The 16,674-nt window shown below is 67.7% G+C and carries 14 protein-coding genes and 1 riboswitch; of the genes, 9 read left to right on the forward strand and 5 right to left on the reverse strand.

The window, feature by feature from the left end; translation table 11 throughout:
- Positions 1 to 47 precede the first annotated feature (47 nt).
- Complete coding sequence (locus ACK4SE_RS05500) at positions 48 to 1,844, forward strand: long-chain-acyl-CoA synthetase (protein WP_409689628.1); 1,797 nt, start codon at positions 48 to 50, stop codon at positions 1,842 to 1,844.
- 182 nt (positions 1,845 to 2,026) lie between these two features.
- On the opposite strand, the gene ACK4SE_RS05505 is transcribed toward ACK4SE_RS05500, so the two are convergent.
- The gene (locus tag ACK4SE_RS05505; RefSeq protein WP_409689631.1) at positions 2,027 to 3,601 is read right to left on the reverse strand and encodes a carboxylesterase/lipase family protein; all 1,575 of its coding nucleotides are present in this window, start codon (positions 3,599 to 3,601) and stop codon (positions 2,027 to 2,029) included.
- 68 nt (positions 3,602 to 3,669) lie between these two features.
- Here ACK4SE_RS05505 and ACK4SE_RS05510 point away from each other — a divergent pair, with 68 nt between their 5' ends.
- Entirely contained in the window at positions 3,670 to 4,746 is a 1,077-nt protein-coding gene (locus tag ACK4SE_RS05510; protein WP_409689634.1) for an oxidoreductase, read from the forward strand.
- Positions 4,747 to 4,751: 5 nt separating this feature from the next.
- A complete protein-coding gene (locus ACK4SE_RS05515; RefSeq protein WP_409689637.1) occupies positions 4,752 to 5,270 on the forward strand; it encodes a GNAT family N-acetyltransferase in 519 nt (172 codons plus the stop codon).
- Here ACK4SE_RS05515 and greA read toward each other — a convergent pair.
- Positions 5,254 to 5,730, reverse strand: a complete 477-nt coding sequence (gene greA, locus ACK4SE_RS05520) for a transcription elongation factor GreA (protein WP_409689640.1) — start codon at positions 5,728 to 5,730, stop codon at positions 5,254 to 5,256. The two genes, ACK4SE_RS05515 and greA, sit on opposite strands and share 17 nt — an antisense overlap.
- A 73-nt stretch (positions 5,731 to 5,803) precedes the next feature.
- Positions 5,804 to 6,658, reverse strand: coding sequence for a hypothetical protein (locus ACK4SE_RS05525; protein WP_409689641.1), 855 nt, complete (start codon positions 6,656 to 6,658; stop codon positions 5,804 to 5,806).
- A 90-nt stretch (positions 6,659 to 6,748) separates the two neighbouring features.
- Here ACK4SE_RS05525 and ACK4SE_RS05530 point away from each other — a divergent pair, with 90 nt between their 5' ends.
- Genes ACK4SE_RS05530 through ACK4SE_RS05545 form a run of 4 tightly spaced genes read left to right on the forward strand, consistent with a single transcriptional unit; the run spans position 6,749 to position 10,076 of the window.
- The gene (locus ACK4SE_RS05530) at positions 6,749 to 8,050 is read left to right on the forward strand and encodes an SLC13 family permease (protein ID WP_409689644.1); all 1,302 of its coding nucleotides are present in this window, start codon (positions 6,749 to 6,751) and stop codon (positions 8,048 to 8,050) included.
- Positions 8,051 to 8,052: 2 nt separating this feature from the next.
- Entirely contained in the window at positions 8,053 to 9,282 is a 1,230-nt protein-coding gene (locus ACK4SE_RS05535) for an NAD(P)/FAD-dependent oxidoreductase (RefSeq protein WP_409689646.1), read from the forward strand.
- 9 nt (positions 9,283 to 9,291) lie between these two features.
- Positions 9,292 to 9,498 carry a twin transmembrane helix small protein gene (locus ACK4SE_RS05540; RefSeq protein ID WP_409689649.1) on the forward strand — a complete coding sequence of 69 codons (207 nt, stop codon included), beginning with the start codon at positions 9,292 to 9,294 and terminating at the stop codon, positions 9,496 to 9,498.
- A 5-nt stretch (positions 9,499 to 9,503) separates the two neighbouring features.
- Complete coding sequence (locus ACK4SE_RS05545) at positions 9,504 to 10,076, forward strand: cob(I)yrinic acid a,c-diamide adenosyltransferase (RefSeq protein ID WP_409689652.1); 573 nt, start codon at positions 9,504 to 9,506, stop codon at positions 10,074 to 10,076.
- A gap of 183 nt (positions 10,077 to 10,259) precedes the next feature.
- Here the strand turns inward: ACK4SE_RS05545 and ACK4SE_RS05550 are convergent, their stop codons facing one another.
- Positions 10,260 to 11,276, reverse strand: a complete 1,017-nt coding sequence (locus ACK4SE_RS05550; protein WP_409689655.1) for an ABC transporter substrate-binding protein — start codon at positions 11,274 to 11,276, stop codon at positions 10,260 to 10,262.
- A gap of 108 nt (positions 11,277 to 11,384) precedes the next feature.
- A riboswitch (TPP riboswitch) is annotated at positions 11,385 to 11,493 on the forward strand.
- 150 nt (positions 11,494 to 11,643) lie between these two features.
- Here ACK4SE_RS05550 and thiC point away from each other — a divergent pair.
- Both thiC and ACK4SE_RS05560 read left to right on the forward strand, forming a co-directional pair.
- On the forward strand, positions 11,644 to 13,437 hold the full coding sequence (thiC, locus tag ACK4SE_RS05555) for a phosphomethylpyrimidine synthase ThiC (protein ID WP_409689687.1): 1,794 nt from the start codon (positions 11,644 to 11,646) through the stop codon (positions 13,435 to 13,437).
- 127 nt (positions 13,438 to 13,564) lie between these two features.
- Positions 13,565 to 16,015, forward strand: a complete 2,451-nt coding sequence (locus ACK4SE_RS05560; protein WP_409689658.1) for an SIR2 family protein — start codon at positions 13,565 to 13,567, stop codon at positions 16,013 to 16,015.
- Positions 16,016 to 16,058: 43 nt separating this feature from the next.
- Here ACK4SE_RS05560 and ACK4SE_RS05565 read toward each other — a convergent pair whose 3' ends face one another.
- A complete protein-coding gene (locus ACK4SE_RS05565; protein ID WP_409689661.1) occupies positions 16,059 to 16,430 on the reverse strand; it encodes a DsbA family protein in 372 nt (123 codons plus the stop codon).
- Positions 16,431 to 16,674: the final 244 nt, after the last annotated feature.

The raw sequence follows: 16,674 nt of genomic DNA on the forward strand, positions 1-16,674 counted from the left end.
CATCACCATAGGCGGACCACGACGGAATCACGGGAGGCGCGGAATCCATGGGCTTGATGGCGAACATCCGCCGCGATCTGCGCTTCATCGGCGGCCTGCGGCGCCTGCTCAAGCGCATCAAGCCGATCCAGCTGGACAGCCCGGATCTGGTCTGTGACGATTTCCAGGAGGTGGTCGACCGCCATCCGGACAATCTGGCCATCACCGACGAGCGTCGCTCGCTGACCTATCGCGAGCTGGACACCCTGGCCAACCGCTACGCCCACTGGGCCAAGGGCCGCAATCTGCGCCGCGGCGACGCGGTGGCCCTGATGATGATGAACCGGGCCGATTACATCGCCGCCTGGATGGGCTTTTCCAAGGTCGGGGTCGCCACCGCCCTGATCAACACGAACCTCAGCGGCCAGCCCCTGGCCCACTGCCTCAACATCGTGGGCGCGTCGCAGGTCATCGCCGATGACGAGACCTGGCGCCAGGTGGAGACGGCCCGCCCCTTCGCCGACAAGACCATCATGCTGTGGGTGCTGGGCCTGAAGGGCGAGGACGAGGCCAGCGAGCGGCGTGGTCTCGACGCCGGCGTGCGGGGCGCCTCGGGCGTGCGGCCGGACCGGTCCCTGCGTGCGGGCCTGACCAACCGCGATACCGCACTCTATATCTATACCTCCGGCACCACCGGCCTGCCCAAGGCGGCGCGCATCCCCCATTCGCGGGCCCGCACCTATATGCGCGCCTTCGCCGGCGCCACGGCGTCCACCGAGAAGGACCGGCTGTACTGCGTGCTGCCGCTGTATCACTCCACCGGCGGTCTGGTGGGCGTCGGTTCGGTGTTGCTGAACGGCGGTTCTGTGATCCTGCGCAAGAAGTTCTCGGCCACCGGCTTCTGGCCCGACGTGGTCGAGAGCGGCGCCACCACCTTCGTCTACATCGGCGAGCTGTGCCGCTACCTGGTCAACTGCCCGCCCAACGAGATGGAGCAGGCCCACAAGCTCAGGCTCGCCTTCGGCAACGGCCTGCGTCCCGACGTGTGGCCCGAGTTCAAGGCCCGCTTCGCCATCCCCCAGATCCTCGAGTTCTACGGCTCCACCGAGGGCAATGTCTCGCTGTTCAACTTTGACGGACGGCCAGGCTCCATCGGCCGGGTGCCCGGCTATCTGCGCGGCCAGCTGAACATCCGCCTGATCCAGTATGACGTGGAGGCGGACGAGCCCGCCCGCGCGGCCAACGGCCGCTGCATCGAGTGCAAGCCCGGCGAGATCGGCGAGGCCATCGGCCAGATCAAGGCCGACATCCGTCACGACTTCTCCGGCTATGCCGACAAGGCCGCGTCGAAGAAGAAGATCCTGCAGGATGTGTTCGCGACCGGCGACGCCTGGTTCCGCACCGGCGACCTGATGAAGCAGGACTCCGACGGCTATTTCTACTTCATCGACCGCATCGGCGACACCTACCGCTGGAAGGGCGAGAACGTCTCCACCTCCGAGGTGGAGCAGCGGCTGGCCGAGGCGCCGGGCGTCAGGGAAGTCATCGCCTACGGCGTCGAGGTGCCCGGCCACGACGGCCGCGCCGGCATGATCACCGTGGTCCCGGACGGCCGCTTCGGCGTCAAGAAATTCGCCGCCTTCGTCAACGAGGAGCTGCCGCACTTCGCCCGGCCGGTGTTCGTGCGCGTGGCCCGCGAGCTGGAGACCACCGGCACGTTCAAGTACCGCAAGGTGGATCTGGTGAAGGACGGCTTCGACCCGGCCATGGCGGACGACGTCCATGTGCGCGACGAAAAGGGCGCCTACACCCGCCTCAAGCCCGAGACCTACGCCGCCATCATGAAGGGCGGCGCCCGCCTGTAATCCCTTCTCCCCTTGAGGGAGAAGGTGTCATGCGCAGCATGACGGATGAGGGGTGAGACTCGATCCGTCCGGCAAATGCCGCCTCTCGTTTGTCACACGTATCCGGATGGGTCGGTGTTTCACCCCTCATCCGACCGCCTCCGGCGGCCACCTTCTCCCTCAAGGGGAGAAGGAAGAGAGTGCTACGTCCCCGGCTGGATGTACGGAATGCCGGCGAAGAACTGCCGCTCGTCGCCGCGTGGATCGTTCGCCATGCGGCTGTCCACGTCGAACAGCATGGTCTCGCGGTTCTCCAGACCGTAGGGGGTCCATTGGGGCAGGCCGGCGTGGTTGGGATTGCCGTTGCGCGCCAGGGCGATGAAGGCGTCGGCCATGGCGTCCGACACCGCCTGCGCGCCCTCAGCGTTCACCCGGGACTCCGGGATCGTCACATTGTCGAACACCAGGGCGATGTCGGCGGTGTGGAACGCGCCGGAGCGGCCGTTGGGCAGGGTCCCCGGATAGTCCAGTTGATAGACGTACGCCGGGCTGCCTTGCTTCGCCCGCTCTTCCGCCTCGATGACTGCCCCGCGCCACGACCGGCCCGCCGTGGTGGCGCCGATCAGCACCTGGTCCGGGGTCCAGTCCGGCTTCATGCGGCGATAGCCCGCGATCACCATCTCCGGGGCGATGTCGATGCGCAGGATATCGGGCGTCAGCCGCGCCGGCAGGGTCTCCCACGTCAGGCCCGCATTGGCCGGATCATTGCCCATGAAGGCCAGGGTCTCCTCGCGCGTATTGCCGATGATCATGGGGATGTGCGCCGACCGGCTCGGGGCGTCGGGATAGAACGGGTGCCGCGTCAGGCTGCGCCCGTCCAGCAGCGGCGCGAAATTGATCCCGCCATAGCCCAGCACCGGATCAGACGCCGCCGAGGCCTCCAGCATCCGTTCCACCGGCAGGGTCCTGAGCTCGTGGGCGGTTGCGGGCGTCAGGCCCGCCGCCTCGATCATGGCCAGGCCCCGGGCGGTTCCGTTGATGGGGCCGCACGCGGTCACCTGCTGGCCGCTCATGGTGGCGGCGGCGTGGAACAGGCCGTCGGCGGCGGGCATGGCCATCAGCGCAGCGATCTTGGCCCCGCCGCCCGACTGGCCGAACAGCATGACCCGCGCCGGATCGCCGCCGAAGGCCGCGATGTTGTCGCGCACCCACCGCAGCGCCAGCACCAGATCCAGCTGGCCCAGATTGCCGGAATCCTCGAAGCCCTCGCCCGCCACCCGGGCGAAGGCGCCGTAGCCGAAGATGTTCAGCCGGTGGTTCAGCGTCACCACCACCACGTCGCCGCGCCGCGCCAGCCGCGCCCCCTCGTACAGCGGGTGGGATCCCGAGCCGGTCGAATAGCCGCCGCCGTGGATGTAAACCATCACCGGCCGCCGGGCGCTGTCCGCCGCCGGGGTCCAGACGTTCAGGAACAGGCAGTCCTCCGACTGGTTCGGCTCGTCGCCCCGCTGGGGACAGGCCGCGCCATAGTCGAACGCCTCGGCCGGCCGCGTCCACGGCCGCGGCGCCCGGGGCGGCAGGAAGCGTCGGTAACCGGTGTCATCGCCGTAACGCAAACCCTTGAACACCGAGACGTCCCCGTCCCTCCGGCCAACCACCGGGCCATATGTGGTGCGCACGGCGGGCAGGCCGCCCTGGGCGTGAACGCCGGAAGGAAAGGCGGCCAGGGCGGCGGCGGCCGCGCCGGCCCCCGTCAGGCTGCGTCGGGTCAGGGTCATGGTGGTCCTCCGGTCACTTTCACGGGCGGCTCTGGCGTCGGCCGCGCTTGGGGGCCACTGTTCGCCCCATGACCGCCGCCGTCAACGCCTCTCCCATCAATGTCGCCCTCGTCGGCTACGGCTATGCGGGCCGGACCTTCCACGCGCCCCTGATCCGCGCCACCCCGGGCCTGAGCCTGCACACCGTGGTCTCCAGCCGCCCGGAGGCCGTCTACGCCGACCTGCCCGACGTGCGCGTGGTCGCGGACGTGGAGGCGGTGCTGGCCGACCGCGCCATCGGCCTGATGGTCATCGCCACGCCCAACGCCCTGCACGCCCCGCTGGCCCGCCGCGCCCTCGAGGCCGGTCTGGCGGTGGTGGTGGACAAGCCCTTCACCGTGACCCTCGCCGAGGCCCGCGCCCTGCAGACCCTGAGCGCGGACAAGGGCGGCTTTATCACCGTGTTCCACAACCGGGCCTGGGACGCGGACTTCCTGACGCTCCAGCAACTGATCCGGGACAAGCGCCTCGGCCGCATCACCCGCTTCGAGAGCCACTTCAGCCGCTTCCGCCCGCAGGTGCGCGACCGCTGGCGCGAGCGGCCCGGGCCGGGGGCGGGCATCTGGTACGATCTCGGCCCCCATCTGGTGGATCAGGCCCTGCGGGTCATGGGCCGCCCCGTGGCGCTGAGCGCCGACATCGCCACGGTGCGCACCGGCGGGGGCGCCGACGACTGGTTCCATGTGGTGATGCGGTTCGCCGACGACAGCCGCGCCATCCTGCACGCCGACATGACGTCCGCCAGCGACCTGCGCTTCGTGGTGGAGAGCGGCACCGGCGGCTTCGTCAAACATGGCCTGGACCCGCAGGAGGACGCGCTCAAGGCCGGCGTGACCCCGGGAGGCCCCGGCTGGGGCGTCGATCCCCGCCCCGGCGTGCTGACCACAATCGACGCCGACGGCCGTCGCACCGAAGAGATTGTCCAGGGGCCCCCGGGCGACTATCTGGCGCTGTACTGCGGGGTGCGCGACGTCTGCGCCGGCGTCTTGTCCGTCCCCGACCACCGGCGTCCCGTCCCGCTCGACCGGGCCGTGACGGTGATGGCGGTGATCGAGGCGGGCCTGCTCAGCGCGCGCGAGCGCCGCGAGGTGGTTCTGGAGGAGTGAGCCCCATGTCCGATACTGTGGTGTCCGACGTCGTCATCGTCCCGTTCGAACCCCGTCACACGGGCGCCTGGACCGCCCTGAACGAGGCGTGGATCAGCCGCCTGTTCGTGGTCGAGCCCAAGGACCGCATCGTGCTGGACGATCCCGTCGGCCAGATCCTCGACCCCGGCGGCCGCATCCTCATGGCTGAAATCGACGGCCGGGCCGTGGGCTGCTGCGCCCTGATCGCCATGGCCGACGGCGGCTATGAACTGGCCAAGATGGCGGTGGACGAGACCCTGCGCGGACACGGGATCGGCAAGCGCCTGATGACCGCCGCCATCGCCCTGGCCCGCGAGCTCAAGGCGCCGCGCCTGTACATCGAGACCAATTCGTCCCTGACCAACGCCATCGGCCTGTACGAGGCCCACGGCTTCCGCCACATGGCCGCCCAGCCCACCGCCTACGCCCGCTGCGATGTGTGGATGGAACTGACGCTCGCTCCCGATCCGGAGACAGAACGCCGCGTCAGTCCACAGCGGTGATCTCGACCTCCTGGCCGGCCACCACCGCCGTCGCACCCGCGCGCTTGCCCATCAGGGCCCGGGCCAGGGGTGAAATGTGGGAGACGGAGCCCTTCGCCGGATCGGCCTCGTCCTCGCCGGTGATGCGCCAGGTCTGGACCCGGCCATCCTCCCGCTCAATGGTCACCGACCCGCCGAACCGCACCGTTCCGTCCGGCGTCGTCTCCACCAGCTGGGCATTGCCGCGCCGGGCGGACCAGTAGCGCAGATCGCGGGTCGCCCGCGCCATGGCGGTCCGATCCGCCTCGATGTCACCCTTCGCCTGGGCGGCGGCGTACGCCGCGCGCGCGGACGCCAGTTCCGTTTCGATCATGGCCAGCCCGTCCGGCGTGACCAGATTGGCGTGGGGCGAGACGGGGCGATCGGGCAGGTCGGCGGCCGTGGCCTCCAGATCCTCCTCGCGGGTGAAGGCGACGCTCATGAGCGCGCTGTGAATGGACAGGGTCTGGACAGCATCCGTGAGAAAGCGACAGCGGACGGCGCGCGTTCCACCGTCAGCTCCGCCACTCCTGAATGATCTCGTCCGACCCGATGGCCGCGAAGGCCACATACTCGCGGCGGATGCGAATGACGCACAGGGGCCGCTGGTCCGGTCCGGCGCTCTGGCACCGCACGGGACGGCCGTCGGCGAAAGCGCCCAGACGCCCCTCGACGATCAGGTGAAAGCCCGTCGGCCGCTCCAGGGTCTCGCCTTCCGGGGCGCGGACGGCGGCCTGCCAGGCCCGGCCGCCGCGCTGGTCCACCCGCGAACTGTCGGAGCCGAAGAAAGCGGCCAGGCCCACGGTCTGGGGCGAGGCGGCCGGGGCGCCGCCCAGCGGGTCGACGCGGATCGGCGGGCAGGCGTCGCTGGCCATCCACGGGCGCGGAATCCAGAAGCCTTCCACCGCGTCATAGGGCCCGCCGCCTAGCTGGGCCACGAAGGCCGTCTCGGTCCAGTTGTCGGGCCGGGCCGACAGGCGGATGGTCGCGCCGTCGTCGGCGTATTCCCACCAGGCCCAGGCGTCGGACCCGGCCTCGCGCGGCCCGAAACAGCCGAACGGAATGCGGACCCGGAAATTGCGTCCCGCCAGGGCGGCCTGACCGTCCGGCGCCGGCTCTCCGGCGGCATGGGCGGACGCCGCCGCCTCCACCATGTCCAGAAGCTGGGCCCGGGTCAGCGCCGGCGGGGGCAGGGGTATGGTCGGGGTCTGGGCCGGCGCCTCGGCCTCGGGCTCCGACGTCGGCTCCGGCGCCTCGGCCGTCTGGTCGGCGCGCAGCAGCATCACGCCCACCGCGCCCAGGATCATCACGAACACGACCGCCGCCAGGATCAGCCGCAGGCGGTTCGGATTGGACGGCGAGCTCAACATGACCGAACCCTAGCACAGACTTTGCGGGGCGACAGTTGCGATCACGCAACGGAGTGTTGACGCGGGGCGTCGGGTCTGTGTCCTGACCCCATGACCTTCGATCAGATGCTCGCCCTGGTAATTCTGGCGGCCGTGGTGGCCGCCCTGATCCATGGCAAAGTGCGCGCGGACGTGGTCGCCCTGACCGGCGCCGCCGCCCTTCTGGCCACCGGCGTGCTCCGTCCGGTGGAGGTCCAGAGCGCCTTCGCCAGCCCGGCGATCATCACCCTGGCCTCCCTGTTCGTGATCGCCTACGCCATCGAGCTGTCGGGTCTTCTGGACTGGGTTATCCAGCGCGGCGTCATCCTGTGCCGGCGCATCGGGGCCCTCGGCCTGTGGCTGGCCATGGGCCTGTGCGGCGCGGGCTCGGCCTTTCTCAACAACACCCCCATCGTGGTGCTGGCCGCGCCGGTGGTGCGCGACATGGCCGAGTCGCTGGGGCATTCGCCCAAACGCTATCTGATCCCCCTGTCCTATCTGACCATCATGGGCGGGGCCTGCACCCTGATCGGCACCTCCACCAACCTGCTGGTCAACGACATGGCCAGAAACGCCGGCCAGCCCGGCTTCGGCATCTTCGAGATCACCCCGGTGGCCCTGGTCATCGGCGCAGCGGGGGCGGCCTATCTGTTCCTGCTCGGCGGCCGGACCCTGGCGAAACACGCGGGCGATGTGAGCAGCGACGCCGATCAGGACCAGGCCGATTCCGGCGTCGGCTATGTGGGCGACGCCGAACTGTTCGCCAAACACAGACCGCTGGACCTGACCCGCGCCATGGTCTCGGCGGGGGTGTTCGTGGGGGTGGTGGTGGTCGCCGCCATGGGCTGGGCGCCCATCGCCGCAGCCGCCTTCGCCGGCGCGGTTCTGCTGGTGCTGCTGGGCACCATCAACGCCGACGAGGCCTACCGGGGCCTGCGTCCCGAGGTGCTGCTGCTGATCGCGGGCATGGTGGTGGTGGGCCTGTCGTTCGAGGTCACGGGCCTGGCCTCCACCGTCACCGGCGGGCTGATCGGCCTGATCCAGCCGCTGGGCCCATGGGGGGCCCTGTTCCTGCTCTACGGCTTTGTCCTGCTGTGCACCGAGGTGCTGTCCAACGCCGCCGTGGCCGTGCTGCTGACGCCGCTGGCGGTGGCGCTGGCCGACAGCATGGGGGTGGACGCCCGGCCCTTCATCGTCGCGGTGATGATGGCCGCCAGCGCCGCCTTCGCTACCCCCTTCGGCTACCAGACCAATGTGCTGGTGTTCCAGATCGGCCGCTACAGCTACATGGACTTCGTGCGCGTGGGCCTGCCCATGAACCTGATCACCTGGGTGGTCGGCGGCCTGATCATCCCGTTGGTCTTCCCCTTCTGATCATGGCGCGCGTCACCGTCATCGGCGCCGGACCCGCGGGCCTCATGGCCGCCGAGACCCTGGCCAGCGCGGGCCACGGGGTCACGGTGCTGGAGCGCATGCCCTCGCCGGCGCGCAAATTCCTCATGGCCGGGCGCGGCGGGCTGAACCTGACGCACTCGGAGCCGATCGGACCGTTCATGGACCGCTATGACGCGGCGCGCGCCCGGCTCCAGCCCTGCATCGACGCCTTCCCGCCCGCCGCCCTGACCGCCTGGGCCGAGGCGCTGGGCCAGCCCGTCTTCACCGGGACCAGCGGCCGCATCTTCCCCCGCGCCATGAAGGCCTCGCCCCTGCTTCGGGCGTGGCTGGCGCGGCTGGCGGGGCAGGGCGTGGAGATCCGCACCCGTCAGGCGTGGCGCGGCTGGGACGACCAGGGGCGCCTGATCATCGCCGGGCCGGACGGCGAACGCGCCGAGGCCCCCGACGCCGTGGTCCTGGCCCTGGGCGGCGCCAGCTGGCCGCGTCTGGGCTCGACCGGCGACTGGGCCGGCTGGCTGACCGCGCGCGGCGTCCCCGTCGCCCCCTTCCGCCCCGCCAACAGCGGCTTTCTGGCCGACTGGAGCCCGACCTTCGTTGAGCGGTTCGCGGGCCAGCCGCTCAAGGGCGCCGCCTTCACCTTCGCCGGGCGCACCGTGCGCGGCGAGGCCATGATCGCCGCCTACGGATTGGAGGGCGGGGCCATCTACGCCCTGTCCGCCCCCCTGCGCGACGCGGTGGCGCGCGACGGCCGCGCCGTGCTGACCCTCGACCTGAAACCGGACCTGACCCTAGCGACCCTGACCGACCGGCTGGCCCGCCCGCGCGGGTCCCAGTCCCTGTCCAACCACCTGAGAAAGGCAGCCGGCCTGTCGCCCGTCGCCATCGGCCTGCTGCGCGAAACCGGCGACGGTCTGCCCCCCAACTCTGCGGAAGACCCGGCCGCCCTGGCCGCCCGCATCAAGGCCGCGCCCCTGACCCTGACCGGCGTGCAGGGGCTGGACCGGGCCATCTCCAGCGCGGGCGGGATCGCCTGGGACGCGGTGGACGAGCGTCTGATGCTGAAGGCCCTGCCCGGGGTCTTCGTGGCCGGCGAGATGCTGGACTGGGAGGCCCCCACCGGCGGCTATCTGCTGCAGGCCTGCTTCGCCACGGGCGCGACCGCGGGTCGCGGGGCGGCGGACTGGCTGGCGCGCGCCCCTGTCGGGGCGTAGAACGGGGGCATGGCAAACCTGTTCGACATCCTGATCCTGCTGGCCATCGGCGCGGTGACCGTGACGCTCGGCATCGGCATCTTTTCGCTCTATCGCGGCGGCGATTTCGCCCGCTCCCATTCCAACAAGCTGATGCGCCTGCGCGTGGCGCTTCAGGCCGTGGCCATCATCCTGCTGGTGGTCGGCATGTGGTGGAAGTCCCAGAACGGAGGCTGACCCGCATGGTCGTGCTGAACAAGATCTACACCCGAACCGGCGACGACGGCGCCACCCGGCTGGCCAACGGCGAGCCGGTCTCCAAGTCCGACCTGCGGGTCGAGGCCTACGGCGCGGTGGACGAGCTGAACGCCGTCATCGGCCTGTGCCGCCAGCACACCGCCCAGCACGACCGCATCGACGCCAAGCTGGCCCGGGTCCAGAACGAGCTGTTCGATCTGGGCGCCGATCTGGCCACCCCCCACGACCCGCCGCCCAAATGGGAGGCCCTGCGCATCCTGGCGTCCCAGGTCGAGCGGCTGGAGTGCGAGATCGACGAGATCAACGACGCCCTGAAGCCGCTGGACAGCTTCGTCCTGCCGGGCGGCTCGCCCCTGTCGACCCACCTCCACCTGGCCCGCACCGTCTGCCGCCGCGCCGAGCGCGAGGCCGTGCGTCTGGTGGAGTCCGGCCAGACCGTCACCCCCGAGGCGATCATCTACCTGAACCGCCTCTCGGACCTCCTGTTCGTCGCCAGCCGCCGCGCCAACGCCAACGGATCGGACGACGTGCTGTGGAAGCCGGGCGGGACGCGCTAATTCCTTCTCCCATTGGGAGAAGGGGGCCCCGCGCACCGGAGCGCGCGAGCGCGGAGGTCCTTGCGCGGGGGATGAGGGTCGCATGCCTCGGAAAGCAACCACCCAACCCTCACCCTGCGCGCGAAGAAGCGGTCTGCTACGCATCCCGCTGCGCGCAGCCCTCTCCCAACGGGAGAGGGAAGATCACCCCCGCCCCGGCAGGTACTCCAGCGTGAACGCCTCGCGCCAGTCCAGGGCCTGGGGATAGACCCCCGCTTGCGACGTCACGGCGAAGAAGTCGCGCCAGCGGTCCTCGGTCATGGCCCCGATGCCCATGATGGCCGCGTCGCCGCCCTGCACGATCTGGTTCTCGCGCAGGGCCTCGCGGGCCTGGGCCAGGATGGCCTCGGTCATTTCCGGATTGTCGGCCATGATCAGGGCGTCCGCGGTGGTCGGGTCGCCGTTCAGATAGTCGTGCCAGCCCTCGGCCGAGGCGGCGATGAAGCCGCGCAGGGCCGCCTCGTTGTCCCGGGCGAAGGCGTTGGGCGCCAGCACCATGCAGGCGTAGGAGGGATAGCCCTCGTCGGCCAGCAGGAACACCCGCGGCTCGAACCCGCCCACCTCTGCAATCGTATAAGGCTCGCTGGTCAGATAGCCCTGCTGCACCGCCCGCTCGTCGGCCAGGAACGGGGCCGGGTTGAAGGTGTAGGTGCGCACCTGATCGTCGGTGAAGCCGTACTGCGCCCGCAGCCACACCCAGAACGCGTCCCGCGACGCGGTGGCCAGCAGGAACGGCCGCCCGGCCAGATCGGCGATGCCCTCCAGATCCGGGTCCGGGTGCGCGATCAGCACCTGCGGGTCCTTCTGGAAATAGGCCGCCACCGCCTTCACCGGCGCGCCCTCGGCCACCAGGTTCAGCGGGATGAAGCTGTTGGACCCCATGCCCAGCTCCACCGCCCCCGAGGCCAGCAGCTGGGGCACGTTCACGCCCGGCCCGCCCTGGATGATCTGGACGTTCAGGTTGCGCGCGGCATAGGCCCCTGACGCCAGCGCCTGATAGAAGCCGCCGTGCTCGGCCTGGGCCCGCCAGTCGGTGGCGAAGCGCAGGCGCACCCGCCCCTGTTCGTCCACCGGCGCCTCGGACCGCCCGCACGCGCCCAGCCCCATGGCCGTCATGGCCAGGCCGGCGCCGATCACGGCTCTGCGGTGCAAGACGCCCATGTGATTCCATCCCCGAGCAGACCCGCAACCTTTAGGTCGCCCGCGCCCGCTAGGAAAGGCCCGCCGCCGCCGGGCTGGCCGGAACCCTGATCCTGACGTATGGTCGCCGCCTGTTCTCCCGGGGGCGGCACGCGAGCCGCTGAGATAGAGGTAGTCCTCTGACCGGTCGAACCTGATCCGGGTCATGCCGGCGAAGGGACGGGAACGGGCGGCCCTCACGCCCCGGCGCCACAGGACCGCTCCGCCTATTCTGATCGTCGGCGCACCCTCTTGCGAAAGAAGAGGCCGCGCCATGAACATCAACGTTTCCCCCAAGAAGAATCCGTCCCGGGCTCCCGCCACCGGCGATGTGACCGTCGGCCCGCGCATGGGCGGCAAGAAGGTCTACGAGCCCGGCGCCCTCTTCCCCCACATCCGCGTACCGCACCGCCAGATCGACCTGCACCCCACGGCGGAAGAGCCGCCGGTGGTGGTCTACGATCCCTCCGGCCCCTACACCGAGGACGCGCCGGCCATCGACATCGCGCGCGGTCTGGGCCGTCACCGCGAGGCCTGGCTGGCCCGGCGCGGCGACGTGGAGCAGGTGGCCGACCCCCGTCAGGTGAAACCGGAAGACAACGGCGGCGCGTCCGGCGCCCATCTGGCCCCCGCCTTCGACGACAGCGCCCGCCCGGTCTGGCGCGCCCGCGAAGGCCGCCCCGCCACCCAGCTGGAATACGCCCGCGCGGGCGTCATCACGGAAGAGATGGAATACGTCGCCATCCGCGAGAATCTGGCCCGCGACGCCGCCCGCGCGACCATCCGCGACGGCGAGGACTTCGGCGCCTCCATCCCCGACTACGTCACCCCCGAGTTCGTGCGCGACGAAGTCGCCCGCGGCCGCGCTGTAATTCCCGCCAACATCAACCACCCCGAACTCGAACCCGCCATCATCGGCCGCAACTTCCTGGTCAAGATCAACGCCAACATCGGCAACTCGGCGGTGCTCAGCCATGTGGCCGACGAGGTGGACAAGATGGTCTGGGCCACCCGCTGGGGCGCCGACACGGTCATGGACCTGTCCACCGGCCGCAACATCCACAACATCCGCGACTGGATCGTGCGCAACGCCCCGGTCCCCATCGGCACCGTGCCCATCTATCAGGCGCTGGAGAAGGTCGGCGGCGTGGCCGAGGACCTCAACTGGGACGTGTTCCGCGACACCCTGATCGAACAGGCCGAACAGGGCGTGGACTATTTCACCATCCACGCGGGGGTGCGCCTGCCCTTCGTGCCCATGACGGCAAAGCGCGTCACCGGCATCGTCAGCCGGGGCGGCTCCATCATGGCCAAGTGGTGCCTGGCCCACCACCGCGAGTCCTTCCTGTACGAGAATTTCGCCGAGATCTGCGAGATCATGCGGGCCTATGACGTGACCTTCAGCCTCGGCGACGGCCTGCGCCCCGGCTCCATCGCCGACGCCAATGACGAGGCCCAGTTCGCCGAGCTGCGCACCCTGGGCGAGCTCACGAAGATCGCTTGGGATAAAGGCTGCCAGGTCATGATCGAGGGCCCCGGCCATGTGCCCATGCACAAGATCAAGGCCAATATGGATGAACAGCTCAAGCACTGCGGCGAGGCGCCGTTCTACACACTGGGCCCGCTGACCACCGACATCGCGCCCGGCTACGACCACATCACCTCGGCCATCGGCGCCGCCATGATCGGCTGGTTCGGCACCGCCATGCTCTGCTACGTCACGCCCAAGGAGCATCTGGGCCTGCCCGACCGCGACGACGTCAAGACCGGCGTCATCACCTACAAACTGGCCGCCCACGCCGCCGACCTGGCCAAGGGCCACCCCGCCGCCCGCCTGCACGACGACGCCATCAGCCGCGCCCGGTTCGAGTTCCGCTGGGAGGACCAGTTCAACCTGGGCCTGGACCCCGAAACCGCCCGCGCCTTCCACGACGAGACCCTGCCCAAGGACGCCCACAAGACCGCCCACTTCTGCTCCATGTGCGGCCCGAAGTTCTGCAGCATGAAGATCAGCCAGGACATCCGCGACGCCGCCGCCGCCCAGAACGACGCGGGCGGGTCGCTGGCGGAGGCCGAGAAGGGCATGCAGGAAATGGCGGAGAAATTCCGCGCCGGGGGCGGGGAGATCGAGGTGAAGGTGTGAGGCTACTCTCTGCACGCTCGCGAAGCGAGTGAACGCGCGAGCCGAAATCCAGCGGCGCATGGCGCTGAGTAGGCTCTCGTGTTTGTCGCGAATGCCGCTACTCTGGCAGTGAGATTTGGGAGGCCCCATGCAAATTTCGTCGCTATCAGAGCTCCAACCAGATCAGAAGAACGCTCTGATCACGTCGGTCCGCGCGGGAGAGTACAACCTCTTCTTAGGTGCCGGGGTGAGCTTGGACTCGGTGGGTGGTAACGGGGAAAAGCTTCCAAGTGGCGGCACACTCCGAGACGAATTAGCTACGACGACAGGGATGAGAGCTTCGTCGTCCCTGCAACGAGCATATTCCGCCCTCACGCCGAACCAAGTTGAAGCGCTGCTGACCCAAAGGTTCACGCCATGTGTCTCGGGGCCGTCCTTGGCCAAGCTTCCGCAGTTTATATGGAAACGTGCTTACACTCTGAATATCGATGACGCACTGGAACATGCGTACGAAACGGCGCTCGGCCCTCTTCAGCAAACCGCGCCAGCTCATTACACAGACACCTATTCAGATGCTCGCACTTTAGAAAGTCTCCAAGTCGTCCACCTACATGGATATGCGCGGCAACCTGAAAAGGGATACGTGTTCTCACGGGCTGAATATGCCGCCAACATGGCAGATTCGAACGCTTGGATGACGGTGTTAGCGGAAGTAATGCCAGTCGAGCCCTTTGTCGTCGCGGGCACGCCCCTTGATGAGCTCGATCTGGAGTACTATCTAGCCAAGCGGACTTCTACTTCTCCTCGGCAAGATAAAGGCCCATCTTTTCTTGTTGAGCCGTTTCCAGACAATCACACTGAACAAGAATGCATCAATCGCGGCTTAATACTCTACCATGGATCGCTCTCCTCATTCGTTGATGAGATCGACGCGCTGACACCTCAACGTCAGTCTCCAGGCGAGCTTGTTTCTCCCGACACGAGAAATCTATTCGATGACGAAATGCCTAATGACGTGGTGCTTTCTTTCGCTAATGACTTCGACCCCGTCCCCACATCCGCGCCGGCCAGCAGTAGCAACGCTATAAAATTTGCCTACGGCAATCCTCCGGATTGGTCCGATCTGGAGGGCCATTGGGACGTTGGCAGAACCCTAACCGCCCGCGCCGTCGGTCACGTCGAGGCCATGCTCAAGGGAACCGTTGCGGAACGGGTTCTGGTGATTGAAGACGTCAGCGGCGTGGGCAAGACTACGGTTCTGAGGCGGCTGGCCTATAGATTCAGCCAGCAAGGCGTGGTCACCCTGAATTGCTCCGCTCTAAGCCGGATCGAACCTGCAACAACAGTGCGGGCGATCAACAGCATACCACATCCGCTTCTGATCATAGTGGACAACTTCGCTGATCAAGCACAGTCAATAAACAATGTATTCGAGCTTTCGAAGCGTAGAGATATCGTATTTGTAGGCGCGGAGCGATCCTACCGACACAATCACATTCAAAGATCCTTCGGGGGATCGCCTTACACGACGATTAGCGGGCTAGGACTCAGCCGTGCTGAAGCAGGACAGTTGGTGGATCTCTATGAGAGACGCGGGCTAGTCGGAAATTCGGAAGCGCTTTCGAATAAAGCTCGATTTGTTTCAATTATTGAGAGCGAGCCGGTTGCCGTAGCGTGCTGCCATATTCTCAAGGATATGCGACCGATTGATCGCATTGTCGATTCAACATTCGCCGAAGTTGGAGACATCGAGAGAAACAGGTACCTCGTCGCTGCTTTGGCACAGGTTTGCTTTCCTGGCGGCGCCCGCTACGAAGTCTTGGCAGCGGCATCCAATACGGCGAACTGGGACCGACAGTTTGAGCCAAGTCATCCCATTCCCTTGGCGTACTTTGACCCCGCGCGATCTTTCGTCGTGCCACTAAACCGCACGATGGCAGAACGCACCTTGGAGCGCGCGCCGAAGGAAGCGGTCTCCACTGTATTTCGACGGCTGGCTACAGCGATCGCCCCGCGAGTAAATAGAGAAACCATCAAACGGAGAAGCCCCGAAGCAAAGCTTGCGGCACGCCTTTTTGATTATGAAGATATAATCAAGAAGTATCTCGGAGCCGCCGAGGCTGGTGCATTCTATGACGCCGTCCGACCAGCATGGCGATGGAACTCGAGGTATTGGGAGCAGCTGGCTCTGTACAATCTTTCAAGATATCGCGGGAACAACGAATCTGAATTCATGGATAACGCCGTACAGCATGCTAGGCACGCACTTTCAATTGAACGTCACGCCCACTCTCTGACTACTCTTGCGAAAATGCTTTTCGCTCAGATGGTGGACCGAAGATATTCTCGAGAAAAGGCTTTTGGTGAGGCTGTGAACTATTTACAAGAGGCAATCAGTGTCGAGCGACATCGAGGACGCGCATCGGTGCATGCTTATGTTAACTTGTTCCGCGGCGCCATTTCTTTCGTTGAATCTGGCGGAGAGCTAGGTGACGATCAATTCGAAACCATCTCGCGCCTCCTTAAGGATGCAAAGGAATACTTCCCCGGCGACAGAGAACTGCGCGACCTTAGGCAGCAGGTCGAGGGTGTTATTTAAGGTAAACTCTCACCCCGCCCCCGCCATCTTCCGCAACGCCTCTTCAAACACCCCCGCTCTCTGGCTCCCCCGCCCAGTGCAGCAGCCGGTGGGCGTCGAAGGTGTTCCAGATGCGGCTGTCCTCGCCCATCCGCATGTCAAACCCCGGCCACGCCTCCGCCGCCCGCGCGGTGATGTTGGCCCGGTTGGCCGCCGACTGCTCCGGCGTCGCACCGTATTTGCGGCCGATGTGCTCGGTGATGTTTTCGCCCTCCGGCGCCATGTCCGGGTTCAGCTCGAACGGCTGAAACACGATCTCCGCCGCGATCCCCTCGGCCTTCAGGGTCGCCAGCGCCGTCTCCAGCCCGCCCAGCCCCACCACGCACCAGGGGCACACCACGTCCGAAACGAAATCGATCTTCAGGGTCTTCGTCATGGATGGCACATGGGGCGCGCAGGCGGTCGGGACAATCCTCCCCCATCGGGGGAGGGGGACCGCGTAGCGGTGGAGGGGGCTGGCGGCGGATCGGATGACCGGTGGGAGGGCTCCATCGCCGATCCGACGCACCCTCAACGCCGTCACCCCGGCCCGAGCCCCCTCCGTCTCGTCGCTTCGCGCCGATCCACCTCCCCCGACGGGGGAGGATCAACTCCGAAAACCCTCCCCCATCGGGGGAGGG

Origin of the sequence: Brevundimonas sp., from assembly GCF_046293315.1 — a bacterium.
Taxonomy (GTDB): Bacteria; Pseudomonadota; Alphaproteobacteria; order Caulobacterales; family Caulobacteraceae; genus Brevundimonas.